This is a genomic window from Klebsiella sp. CN_Kp075, from assembly GCF_040065055.2.
Taxonomy (GTDB): Bacteria; Pseudomonadota; Gammaproteobacteria; order Enterobacterales; family Enterobacteriaceae; genus Klebsiella; species Klebsiella aerogenes.
This window is the reverse complement of the sequence record NZ_CM198050.1, coordinates 3,844,705-3,856,778: the sequence shown is the minus strand read 5'-3', so window position 1 is coordinate 3,856,778 and position 12,074 is coordinate 3,844,705. Positions and strand designations below refer to the sequence as shown.

The 12,074-nt window shown below is 53.1% G+C and carries 12 protein-coding genes; 5 read left to right on the top strand and 7 right to left on the bottom strand.

All coding sequences use genetic code 11. The annotated features are described in order from the left end of the window. Positions 1-1,200, bottom strand: coding sequence for an S-methyl-5-thioribose kinase (gene mtnK, locus ABLV78_RS18535; RefSeq protein ID WP_047049335.1), 1,200 nt, complete (start codon positions 1,198-1,200; stop codon positions 1-3). A gap of 104 nt (positions 1,201-1,304) precedes the next feature. Here mtnK and mtnA point away from each other — a divergent pair, with 104 nt between their 5' ends. Beyond that, positions 1,305-2,330, top strand: a complete 1,026-nt coding sequence (gene mtnA / locus ABLV78_RS18530) for an S-methyl-5-thioribose-1-phosphate isomerase (RefSeq protein ID WP_047049332.1) — start codon at positions 1,305-1,307, stop codon at positions 2,328-2,330. Positions 2,331-2,355: 25 nt separating this feature from the next. Beyond that, positions 2,356-2,961: a methylthioribulose 1-phosphate dehydratase gene (locus tag ABLV78_RS18525; RefSeq protein ID WP_047049329.1), complete on the top strand. Its 606-nt coding sequence runs from the start codon at positions 2,356-2,358 to the stop codon at positions 2,959-2,961. A 6-nt stretch (positions 2,962-2,967) separates the two neighbouring features. On the opposite strand, the gene ABLV78_RS18520 is transcribed toward ABLV78_RS18525, so the two are convergent. Both ABLV78_RS18520 and mtnC read right to left on the bottom strand, forming a co-directional pair. Beyond that, positions 2,968-3,510 carry a 1,2-dihydroxy-3-keto-5-methylthiopentene dioxygenase gene (locus ABLV78_RS18520; protein ID WP_047049327.1) on the bottom strand — a complete coding sequence of 181 codons (543 nt, stop codon included), beginning with the start codon at positions 3,508-3,510 and terminating at the stop codon, positions 2,968-2,970. Beyond that, positions 3,507-4,196 (bottom strand): acireductone synthase, encoded by a 690-nt coding sequence (gene mtnC / locus ABLV78_RS18515; RefSeq protein WP_047049324.1) that lies wholly within the window; start codon positions 4,194-4,196, stop codon positions 3,507-3,509. The genes ABLV78_RS18520 and mtnC overlap by 4 nt, the downstream gene beginning before the upstream one ends. Before the next feature lie 184 nt (positions 4,197-4,380). On the opposite strand from mtnC, the gene ABLV78_RS18510 reads away from it, so the two are divergent. Continuing rightward, positions 4,381-5,526, top strand: a complete 1,146-nt coding sequence (locus ABLV78_RS18510; protein ID WP_165430692.1) for a pyridoxal phosphate-dependent aminotransferase — start codon at positions 4,381-4,383, stop codon at positions 5,524-5,526. Here the strand turns inward: ABLV78_RS18510 and ABLV78_RS18505 are convergent, their stop codons facing one another. From ABLV78_RS18505 to dsbG, 4 genes are all read right to left on the bottom strand, one after another. Next, positions 5,527-6,153 carry an IbrB-like domain-containing protein gene (locus ABLV78_RS18505; protein WP_045392928.1) on the bottom strand — a complete coding sequence of 209 codons (627 nt, stop codon included), beginning with the start codon at positions 6,151-6,153 and terminating at the stop codon, positions 5,527-5,529. Beyond that, positions 6,138-7,361 (bottom strand): phosphoadenosine phosphosulfate reductase, encoded by a 1,224-nt coding sequence (locus ABLV78_RS18500; protein WP_047049317.1) that lies wholly within the window; start codon positions 7,359-7,361, stop codon positions 6,138-6,140. The genes ABLV78_RS18505 and ABLV78_RS18500 overlap by 16 nt, the downstream gene beginning before the upstream one ends. 151 nt (positions 7,362-7,512) lie before the next feature. Beyond that, on the bottom strand, positions 7,513-8,415 hold the full coding sequence (gene citR, locus ABLV78_RS18495) for a DNA-binding transcriptional repressor CitR (protein ID WP_047049314.1): 903 nt from the start codon (positions 8,413-8,415) through the stop codon (positions 7,513-7,515). 193 nt (positions 8,416-8,608) lie between these two features. Further along, complete coding sequence (gene dsbG / locus ABLV78_RS18490; RefSeq protein WP_045392937.1) at positions 8,609-9,361, bottom strand: thiol:disulfide interchange protein DsbG; 753 nt, start codon at positions 9,359-9,361, stop codon at positions 8,609-8,611. A gap of 402 nt (positions 9,362-9,763) precedes the next feature. Here dsbG and ahpC point away from each other — a divergent pair, with 402 nt between their 5' ends. After that, entirely contained in the window at positions 9,764-10,327 is a 564-nt protein-coding gene (gene ahpC / locus ABLV78_RS18485; RefSeq protein ID WP_004859485.1) for an alkyl hydroperoxide reductase subunit C, read from the top strand. Between the two features lie 128 nt (positions 10,328-10,455). Beyond that, positions 10,456-12,021, top strand: a complete 1,566-nt coding sequence (gene ahpF / locus ABLV78_RS18480) for an alkyl hydroperoxide reductase subunit F (RefSeq protein ID WP_045392939.1) — start codon at positions 10,456-10,458, stop codon at positions 12,019-12,021. The last annotated feature ends 53 nt before the right edge of the window (positions 12,022-12,074 follow it).

Genomic DNA, 12,074 nt, shown 5'->3' with positions numbered 1-12,074 from the left:
TTAACTGTACTGGCGTACGCGGGCGATAAGTTCGTCCACGCTATCGATACGCTCGGCGATGACGATCAGCGCTTTGCCGAGCGTTATCGCGTGGCGCAGACATTCGTGGCGCATGGCCGAGTCCTGAATCGAATCGATATCGGCGACGTGTGAAAGCCCGACGCTGCGGCGTATCAGTTCGGTACCACAGAATCCAATGGCATCGCACCATACTTTTTTCAGGAATACTGAGGCGTAACCGGGGCAGGCCAGCGCCGCATCGCGGGTTTTCTCCGCCGCCAGCGCCTGGAAACGCTCGCTGAAGGTGTGCCATAAGGTCTGAATATCGTTGAGCCGCTGTTCGCGCGCGGCGGCGGCATCGCGAATGCCGAGATGGCCCGGCAGACCACAGTAGTTAAGCAGCAAGTTGCCAATGGCGGTGCCGACGTCAAAACCGATAGGGCCGAAATAGCCAAATTCGGCATCGATGGCTTTAAGGCTATTTTCAGCGACGAAGATGGAGCCGCTATGAATATCGCCGTGCAGCAGGGCTTCGGCCTGTGAGAAAAAGCGGTGCTTCAGCGCCGCCACCGCCAGCTTAAGCTGAGCGTCCTCACGTAGGGCGGCAACCTCTTCTTCCAGCTCCGCCGGGTAGTTATTGCGCTCGTGGATCTGATACGGATCGTTAAAAAACAGATCCTCGGTGATCTCGCACATTTCGGGATTGATAAACTGCGCCACCTGCGCTTTTTTCTCATGCGGATGGAGATAGAAATCGCTGGTGTGGAACAGCGCCTGCGCCAGGTATTCGCCCAACTGGCGCGCCGCCTGCGGATAGTAGACGTTGCCGATAAGCTCGCCGCGCCAGATACGGTGGTCGGACAGGTCTTCCATTACCATGACCGCCAGGACGGGATCGAAATGGAGAATTTGTACCGTATGTTGCGGGCTGTGTTGGTAGTGCGCGACCAGGGTCTGCGCTTCGAGGCGCGCGCGGTCAAGGGTCAGCGGCCAGGATTCGCCGACGCAGCGCACATAGGGCAGCGCCTGCTTAACAATAATTCGGCTCACGCCCTGAGCATCGAAAATTTTGAACACCAGATTGAGGTTGCCGTCGCCTACCTCCTGCGCCGACACCAGCTCAGACGGATCGTCGAGCCCGCCAAATTGTTGTGCGTAAGCCACCGCATCGCTGGCCGTGAAGGTATGGTATTGCGACATTGCCTCGATCCTCAAAAGTGCTGAATTAAGCCGTTCAGACGTCTATACATCTGGATTTCATCCTGACACAATGTGATACAACAACGCAACAGGGATTTAACGATATGCAGACACTACAGACCACCAGCCTGCGGGTAAGCGAAAATCAGCTTTTTATTCTCGATCAACAGGCATTGCCGCAGGAAAAACGCTGGCTGGCGGCGGATAACGTTGCGCTGCTGGTGGACCATATTCATGCCCTGCGGGTGCGCGGCGCGCCGTTGATCGGTCTTTCCGCCAGCCTGCTGTTGGCGCTGTTAGCCCAGCGCGGTCTTTCCCGCGACGAGCTTGCTCAGGCGCTGGAAACATTGCGTGCGGCGCGGCCGACGGCGGTCAATCTGATGAACAATCTCGATCGGATGAAGCAGGCGCTGGCGCAGGAAAACTATCCGCAGGCGTTGGAGAGCGAAGCGCTGCGCCTGATTGCCGAAGATAAACAGCTGTGCGCCAGTATTGCCGAAGCCGGTAATACACTGGTGACGCCGGGTAGTCGCTTGTTGACCCACTGTAATACCGGCGGTCTGGCGACGGCCGGCGTTGGCACTGCGCTGGGGGTTATCGCCCTGGCCCATGAACAGGGCAAAGTGGCTAACGTCTGGGTCGACGAGACGCGGCCGCTGCTGCAGGGCGGGCGACTGACCGCCTGGGAGCTGGGTGAACTGGGCGTGCCGTATCAGCTGATTACCGACTCCATGGCTGCCAGCCTGATGGCGCAGGGGCAGGTTGATGCGGTATGGGTCGGTGCAGATCGTATCGCCGCCAATGGCGACGTGGCGAACAAAATCGGGACCTATTCGCTGGCGGTGCTGGCTCACTATCATCGCATTCCTTTCTACGTGGCGGCGCCGCAAACCACTCTCGATCGCCACTGCCCGAACGGCGCGGCGATCCCGATTGAACAGCGTGCGGCGCAAGAGGTGACTGGCGTAAAAGGCAGCTTTGGCGCGGTGCAGTGGGCGCCAGAAAACGCGCCGGTTTACAATCCGGCCTTTGACGTGACGCCAGCGTCGTTAATCAGCGGTTGGGTGCTGGATAGCGGCGTGGTTACGCCACAGCAGGTAGCAGACGGTATCTTCGCGCCGGTGGCGTAACGGTTAACCTCGATAAGGAACAATTATGTGGCAAGAGCGACTCGCACAACTGGTGACCACCTGTCACTGGATTGGCGCGAAAGGGTGGGCGCCGGCAACCGGCGGCAATATGTCAGTACGCGAGGATGCGCGCTGGTGTTGGTTAAGTGAATCGGGGCGCGATAAGGGCAGCCTGACCTGCGACGATTTTCTTCAGGTAGATATCCTAAACAATAATGCGCCGTCGGGGCGGAAACCGTCGGCGGAGACCGGGTTGCATACGCTGGTCTATCGTCTGTTTCCGGAAGCGAACGTCGTGCTGCACGTGCATACCGTGCACGCTACGGTGCTTTCACGCCTTGAAACCGGCAATGCTCTTCAGCTGCAGGGCTATGAAATGCAAAAAACGCTGAGCGGGCAGCATAGCCATCTCGATAGCGTAGCGGTGGCGATTTTTGATAACGATCAGGATATCGAGGCGCTGGCGGCGCGGATTGAAGCGTATGCCCGTAGTCATCCTTTACGTTATGGATTTTTGATCCGCGGCCACGGTTTAACCTGTTGGGGCAGGGATGTTAGCGAGGCGCGGCGTCAGCTGGAAGGGCTCGAATTCCTTTTCGAATGCGAGCTGCTGCGCCGCCGCTATGCGTAAAGGCGATTAGGGTAAGCGCGGGTAGGCATCGGCGATAGCATCGCCGGTGAACTGCGCTATCCAGCCTTCCGGGTTGTCAAAAATGCGAATGGCGGTGAAATTCGGCTCCGACCCCATATCGAACCAGTGTGGGGTATTCGCCGGAACGGAGATCAGATCGTTCTTTTCGCACAGCACCTGAAAAACTTCATCGCCGAGATGCAGGCAAAATAGCCCGGCGCCTTCGACAAAGAAGCGCACTTCATCTTCGCCATGGGTATGCTCATTGAGGAATTTTGCCCGCAGCGCCTCTTTCTGTGGATTATCCGCTCGCAGGCTAATGACATCCCAACTTTGGTAACCCTTTTCAGCGACCAGTTTATCTATCGCGTGTTGATAGGCCGCAATAACGGTTTCAGCGGTTGGCGCCGGGCCCAGGTAGCGATCGGCCTGCCAGCGCTCGAAGCGCACCCCTTTTGCGCTCAATTGCTGCTGGATTTCATCGGCGTTGCTGCTGTGCCAGCGTGGATGGCTGGCGTCGTTAACGGAAAAAATAGTTAATGCGCTCATGAGGGAAGTTGCTCCGGGTCGATGTCGTCAAAACGCTGAACCTGTGGATGATGGCTGGCCGGGTCGCGGTCGCCGCGTACCAGCTGCAGGGTGCGGAAACCTGCCGCTTCGGCGGCGTCCAGCTCCTGATGAATATCTGAGAGGAACAGAATGCGCGCCGGGTTATGCCCCAGTTGCTCAGCGATAGTGCGATAGGATTGAACTTCGCGTTTGGCGCCGACCAGGGTATCGAAATATCCACTGAATAGATGAGTAATATCACCTTCGTCGCTGTAGCCAAATAACAATTTCTGCGCGGCAACCGAGCCTGAGGAATATACATATAAATCAATGCCCATTGCCTTCCATTTCTCCAGCGCCGGGAGAACATCGGGGTAAAGATGGCCGGTAAAATCACCGTTCAGATAGCCCTCGCGCCAGATAATGCCCTGCAGCGCTTTCAGCGCCGTCGATTTACGATCCTCGTCCATGAAGCGGAATAGCGTATCGATAAGCTGGGCGGTGCTGGCTTCGGGGGAGGCAATTTCCGTACGCAGATTGTCGAGAATGGTACTGACCGGCTCGACGTACTGCTGCGCGTTGACAAACGCGGCCAGCCGCTCGCGGGCGTAGGGGAATAAGACGTTATGGACGAAGCGAATGTCGCTGGTTGTGCCTTCAATATCGGTCACGATAGCGCGGATCATGGTATCTCCAGAGTGGATAGTGCGCCGTGCTGCCGGTGGCGTCGGTTTGCCGCCTGCCTGCGGCAAGCGAAATAACGTTAGCATTTAGACGTCTAAGCGTCTTGATTGCCAAATATTAACATCGTGTTATAGTGGCTTCAACAACAGCATTACAATCGGAACAAAGAGAATGAGCAATAAGCCACTGATTCCTGAGAGTAAACTCCCTGCATTAGGCACCACCATTTTTACCCAGATGAGCGCGCTGGCGCAGCAGCATCAGGCCATCAATCTATCACAAGGTTTCCCGGATTTTGACGGTCCGCGTTACCTACAGGAACGGTTGGCCTGGCACGTCGCCCAGGGGGCTAACCAGTACGCTCCGATGACCGGCGTAACGGCGCTGCGCGAAGCCATTGCCGATAAAACCGCTGAGCTGTATGGCTATCGCCCGGATGCGAATAGCGATGTCACCGTCACCGCGGGGGCGACCGAAGCGCTGTATGCGGCGATTACCGCGCTGGTGAGGGCGGGTGATGAAGCGATCTGCTTTGACCCGAGCTACGACAGCTACGCGCCGGCGGTAGAGCTTTCCGGCGGGGTGCTGAAACGGATTGCTCTGCAGCCGCCGCATTTCCGCGTTGACTGGCAGCAGTTTGCCGCCACGTTAAGCGACCGCACCCGTTTGGTCATTCTTAATACGCCGCATAACCCGTCCGCCACCGTCTGGCAGCGGGAAGACTTCGCCGCGCTGTGGCAGGCTATCGCCGGACGGGAAATTTACGTTATCAGCGACGAAGTATACGAGCATATCTGTTTTGCTGAGCAGGGACATGCCAGCGTACTGGCCCATCCGCAGCTGCGGGAGCGGGCTGTGGCGGTTTCTTCTTTCGGTAAAACCTTCCACATGACCGGCTGGAAAGTGGGGTATTGCGTGGCGCCTGCCGCCATCAGCGCCGAGCTGCGTAAAGTGCATCAGTATTTAACCTTTGCCGTTAACACGCCGGCTCAGCTGGCGCTGGCGGATATGCTGCGCGCGCAGCCGGAGCACTACCGCGAGCTGCCAGCGTTTTATCGGCAGCGTCGGGATCTGTTTATCGATGCGCTACGCGATAGCCGGCTGGAGATTTTGCCTTGTGAAGGGACCTACTTCCTGCTGGCCGACTATAGCGCAATCTCTGATCTTGATGACGTCAGCTTCTGTCGCTGGCTGACCACTGAAGTCGGCGTGGCGGCGATCCCGCTGTCGGTATTCTGCGCCGATCCTTTCCCGCATAAGTTGATTCGTCTGTGCTTCGCCAAGCAGCCGGAGACCCTGCTGGCGGCGGCAGACCGTCTGCGTCGGCTGTAGCTATTTTACCGTCCACGCCTGAGAAAATTGACGGTCGCCGAATATCTCGGCCAGACCGTTAATTTGCTTCAGGCGCAGCACTTCATCGGCGTCCATCCCCAGCTCTTTACTGATTTTGCTATTGCTCCAGCCGAGATTGGCCAGCTCGCGGACAATTTCCGACATCGCGTGGATCTGATGGCGTCCGCGGGCCCGGTTGTGGCGGATAGTGGCGGCCATCAGGGCATCGCGCGGGTGGCTGTTCGCCGTCAGACAGGTTACCGGCAAATACCCCTTGAGCTGCTTTTTCAGCGACACTTTATTACTGGCCAGTTCGTGGCGGTGAAAACCGTCAACGATGGTATAACGCTTTGGCTGCTGATGCTGCACTACAATAGGTTGCGTAAAGCCGTTGGCCTCCAGCGAGGTTAGTAACAGCCGCTTTTCCGGTGGTGCAAGATTGTTAGGGTTGTAATCATTGGGAACCACTTCTCCCTCTTTAACCCATAGCACGCAGTCAACCGGCTGGTTGCGAAAAGGACTATGGCGATGCAAAGCCTGGCGAAAGCGGTTTAGTGCGTCGATTTTCTCCTCTTCCGGCAGAGCGGCCAGATACTCTTCTATCTGGGTTATTAGTCGTTGTTGCATAACAGTCCCCATTGTTGGCGTTTTTTACTTATACGCTCACAGTAGTTTTTATAGCGGGTGGCTTTAGTTGGGCTAAAAGAAAGCTGGCGACACCAGTAATCATTATTCAATAACACCTTGCAGACGCGTCGCCACGAAGGGATATCCCGGGTGCCGATGTCGCCCTCCTGGCAATCGGGAATATCGTCCATTCCCTGTTTTTGATACCAATGCAGGTAGACCGCGATTTTGTTGCGATAGTGCTCGGCAGTTGGTCGCGGCATGCTATCCAGCAGAAACAGGGCATAACTCTTCCAGCTGTGGTGCCCGGGTTTATCGAGTTTACGGTGACCATAAAATTTGTTGTCATATCCGGCATAAATACCGCCGCTGTGCACGCCGTTTACGCGCTGGCAAATGGCTGCCCAACGCTCAGGTTCCAGCACGTGATACAGCCAGAGCCCCTGGCGCTGCTCGGGGCCAAAAGGTTCGCAAATCCGCATATAGCGTGGCGGCACCCCGGCCTGATACATCAGATCGTAGAGGGGGTTATAGGTATGGCCGCTTTTGCTAAACCACGTCCAGATATCGGCGGTTTTCCAGTCATAGATCGGATAGATGTACCAGGTATGACCGCCCGGCGCCGAAGTTGTCCATGGCTTGTCGTCGGCAAAGCGCAGTTTGCGCTGCGATGAGATGGTCATAAAACGATTAAGCGATTCATCTGCTCGGATACCCACCATCATCGCCGCCGGGCGGTTTTGCGAAAACCAGTCGGCGAAATCGCGAACGAACTCTTCAAAGCTCATTCCGCTACGATAAAACGGGAAATAGCCGGGATTGGTAATGGCGTCAGCGGGGGGCTGGCGTACCCAGTTGACGCCAGGTTCCCAGCATTGCCACTCCGGCGAAAACTGAGTCAGTGAATTTTGCGTGGTGAGCGGTAGGGCAACCCAATAAAATTTTTCAATAACATCCCGGTATTCGGCGCGGATATTTTCGCAATGCTGGATGGTACAGGAAAATTGCGCCTCCCAATCGATAAACAGCACGCTGAATTTTTTACCCATTTGCCGGGCGCAAAGCGCCGCCAGGTGCAGCATGGTGGTGGAGTCTTTTCCGCCGGAGAAAGAGATGCAGATGCGTGAAAAATTTTCTAATACCCACTGTATCCGCTGCTGGCTAGCCTGAAGAACGGACTCGGGTAATGGAATTTTTATTAATGACATTACCATTAATCCTTTAATGTGATAGGTACGCTTTTTCAGGTAGTGTAGAACACATTAATGGTAAGGTTAATATGAAATAGTAATGTTTTAAGCGAGGTCAATGTAATTCACACAAACATATTCACTTTGTGAATATGTTTGAAATGACAAATTAATTAGCTGCGGTACTTAGCGTAATAAATTCGGCGAATTTGGGGTTGTTCAATGATGAACGATTATAAATCATATAGGTTGTTATGGTAGGAATAGGGTGGGGAAGTGAAAGCTCACGAAAATTAAATGAAGCGCTAAAATAATCTATCGCATGCTTAGGTACAAATCCTAGCAGATCGCTCTGATTGATCATGGTTAAAATAGCTATCAGAGAGTTACTGCGAAACTCAATTCTTCTTTCAGGCATTCGTTCGTCGTTATTCTGTTGAAAGGCCTTTAATTTAGGATCTGAAGAAGCGTAAAGCGTAAATCCCTCACGTGAAATAGCTTCATATGAGTTAAGGTGGTCCGCACGGGGGTGACCTTCGCGGCAAACGAGCACAATCTGTAATTCCAGAAAAGGCTGGCAAATCGTACTATGATTTGACAGTGGGGTAACGCTATAGATTAAGTCTGCTTTACGGTAGGCCAGAAGATCTTCGACGCTTTCTGGCGACAGAAGAAGATCGCGGTGATCGATTTGCAAGTTAGGATCCATATTTAATCTATTTATTAAATCCATTGTTCCTGGTGATATAAGAAGTTGTGGGCTATAAATAACAAATTTTTTACTTAATTCAGAATGATTGGCAATATTAATCGTTTTTTCTAATTGGTTGAGATTCTGTTCCAAATGATGATGTAAATTCACACCAACGGTCGTCGGAGTTATCCCCTTCCCGGAACGGACAAATAGCGGATCGTTTAATTGATTGCGTAACCTTTGTAGCGACTGACTTACTGCAGAAGGCGTAATAAACAGCGTTTCTGCCGCTTTACTGATGCTAAGATGTTGATAAATACACTCAAAAATAACCAACAGGTTTAGGTCGAATTTTTTTAAGTCATAAAGGTTAGCCATGCTTAACGTCCTGTTTATGTTGCGTCGAGGCGAACGGATTACTATTACTTATCGTAATAAATTTGAAGTGATATCGTGAATTATCATTACTATAGCTAAATATACAATTAACCCCTACTTAATGTATACCAAGCGATCGCTTTCCGCCAGATCCTTTTATGTCCTTAAGCTTCTGGCGGAAATGCGTTATTTTTTACTGCTGCTTTTCACCCATCATCACCTGCAGTTTCTCTTTATCGGGTAATCCCACCACCTGCTGCAGCATGCTGTCTTTATTCATATAGTAAATAGCCGGGGTGGCGTTAGCGCCGAGGTCATCCATCAACTGCTGATTGATATTTAGCGTCCTCATCAAGTCCGCAGGGATATCTGCCGGGACGTTGAGCTTCATTTTGCCGTTGGACTGTTCGTAATCATGCCAGGTTTGCGCCGGGTTTTTGCTTGCCAGAATCGCTGCCGCGGTGGCCGGGCTCTCAGGTTTTATCACGCCGACCAATAAGGTACGCAGTTGCACCTTACCGGATTCAACCCACGGCCGCGCCTGTTGCCAGAACTGTTTACAATAAGGACAGAAAGGGTCGGCAAACACATAAAGGACGATGGGGGCCTCTTTTTTGCCTTCCAGCAGCCAGTTAGCGGACTCGAGTTTTTTCCACATCGCCTGTCCCGCCGGGGTATAGAGCTCTTTCTGGAAAAGCTGTTCGCTCAGATTGTTGCCGTTTTCGTCGTACATGTAGCCGGAAATGGCGTGTTTACCGTCGGGAGTGAGATAAATAGCAACGCCCATATCCTGATACTTCCCGAGCCAGCCTTTGACGCCGCCCGGCGCCTCAAAGGGCTTAATGATAGTAATACCCTGTTTCTCTATTGCTTTTACGGGGGCGGGGAGGTCTTCGGCATAGCTACATAACGGCAGCAGGCTCAGGAAAAGTAGTCGTTTTAACATGAGTATTCCTTTTAAATCAGAAGATAATGCGAAGTAGTGGTCAAACCTATCGCAGTCATAGATAAGACCTGCCGGGCGTTTGGTTGCCCTTTAGTTCGGCGAATGATGTAATCCCTCATGCTGTTACATTAAGGTGTAGAGCGCAACATATTGCCAGCCATTCTGGCGCTGAAGCTACCTGCGGGTATTTCAGGTAACGGGGCCGCCTGAGAGGGCGGCCTTTTTACTTTCAGCGAAATGAGGCGAAAAACGGAGAAAAACCGCGATCGCGAAGGCAGGTTCACAAAGTTGTCTTGTTACGGTTGTTAGATAACGCTTATTGATTTGATAATGCAAACGCATTGGTCGAGTCAGGAAAAATTCGTTAACTTAGACCTCAACAAAAACACGGAGGAAGTATCGATGTCTTTAATTAATACCAAAATCAAACCTTTCAAAAACCAGGCATTCAAAAACGGTGAATTCATCGAAGTTACCGAAAAAGATACTGAAGGCCGCTGGAGCGTCTTCTTCTTCTACCCGGCTGACTTCACTTTCGTTTGCCCGACCGAGCTGGGCGACGTGGCTGACCATTACGAAGAGCTGCAGAAACTGGGCGTAGACGTGTACTCTGTTTCTACCGACACCCACTTCACCCACAAAGCGTGGCACAGCAGCTCTGACACCATCGCTAAAATCAAATACGCGATGATCGGCGACCCGACTGGCGCCCTGACCCGTAACTTCGACAACATGCGTGAAGATGAAGGTCTGGCTGACCGCGCGACCTTCGTCGTTGACCCGCAGGGTATCATCCAGGCAATCGAAGTTACCGCTGAAGGTATCGGCCGTGATGCGTCTGACCTGCTGCGTAAAATCAAGGCTGCTCAGTACGTTGCTTCCCACCCAGGCGAAGTGTGCCCGGCTAAGTGGAAAGAAGGTGAAGCGACCCTGGCTCCTTCTTTAGATCTGGTTGGTAAGATCTAATTCGTTTTATTCCCGCTAATCAACGGGCGTACCCGCGCCCGTTTTATTCCAACACCATGATGCAAGCGCATTCAGGCTGCCTGATAAAGGCCGCTTGCATGATGATGTTTTAAGCCCAGGAGATAAAAATGCTCGACACCAACATGAAAACCCAGCTCAAGGCCTATCTTGAGAAGCTGACCAAACCTGTTGAGCTGATTGCCACGCTGGATGACAGCGCTAAATCGGCAGAGATCAAGGAACTGTTGGCTGAAATCGCTGAACTGTCAGACAAAGTCACCTTTAAAGAAGACAACACGCTGGCGGTACGTAAGCCATCGTTCCTGATTACTAATCCAGGTTCTAACCAGGGGCCGCGTTTCGCAGGTTCTCCTCTGGGACATGAATTCACCTCATTAGTGCTGGCGCTGCTGTGGACCGGCGGTCATCCGTCGAAAGAAGCCCAGTCGCTGCTCGAGCAGATCCGCAATCTTGACGGTGATTTTGAATTTGAGACCTACTACTCGCTCTCTTGCCACAACTGTCCGGACGTGGTGCAGGCGTTGAACCTGATGGCGGTGCTTAACCCACGCATCAAACACACGGCGATTGATGGCGGAACCTTCCAGAATGAAATCACTGAACGCAACGTGATGGGTGTTCCGGCGGTGTTTGTGAATGGTCAGGAATTTGGTCAAGGCCGTATGACGCTGACTGAAATCGTTGCCAAAGTGGATACCGGCGCGGAAAAACGTGCGGCGGAAGAGCTGAACAAACGTGATGCTTATGACGTTTTGATTGTTGGTTCCGGCCCGTCTGGCGCCGCGGCGGCTGTTTACTCCGCGCGTAAAGGCATTCGTACCGGCCTGATGGGCGAACGTTTCGGCGGTCAGGTGCTGGATACCGTAGATATCGAAAACTATATTTCCGTACCGAAAACCGAAGGTCAAAAGTTGGCCGGCGCGCTGAAAGCGCACGTCAGTGAATATGATGTTGATGTGATTGATTCACAAAGCGCGGCAAAACTGATCCCGGCAGCTGTCGAAGGCGGCCTGCATCAGATTGAAACCGCCTCCGGCGCGGTGCTGAAAGCGCGCAGCGTGATCATCGCAACCGGCGCTAAATGGCGTAACATGAACGTCCCGGGTGAAGACCAATACCGGACTAAAGGCGTAACCTACTGCCCGCACTGTGACGGCCCGCTGTTTAAAGGTAAACGCGTGGCGGTGATTGGCGGCGGTAACTCCGGCGTTGAAGCGGCGATCGATCTGGCGGGCGTCGTTGAACACGTAACGCTACTGGAATTCGCACCAGAAATGAAAGCCGACCAGGTGCTGCAGGACAAAGTACGCAGCCTGAAAAATGTCGATATTATTCTCAACGCCCAGACCACCGAAGTGGTTGGCGATGGCAGTAAGGTGACGGGGCTGCAGTACCGCGACCGCGTCAGCGGCGATGAGCATCATGTCGCGTTAGCCGGTATTTTTGTCCAGATCGGTCTGTTGCCGAATACCAACTGGCTGGAAGGTACGGTTGAGCGTAACCGCATGGGTGAAATCATCATTGATGCCAAATGTGAAACCAACGTGAAAGGCGTGTTTGCGGCCGGCGACTGTACTACCGTGCCGTACAAACAAATTATTATCGCCACTGGCGAAGGCGCGAAAGCTTCTTTGAGCTCATTCGATTATCTGATTCGCACCAAAACCGCATAATCATAAAAAGTTGTAAGACATTCCCTGCACACAGCAAAGAGGCGACCTTGTGG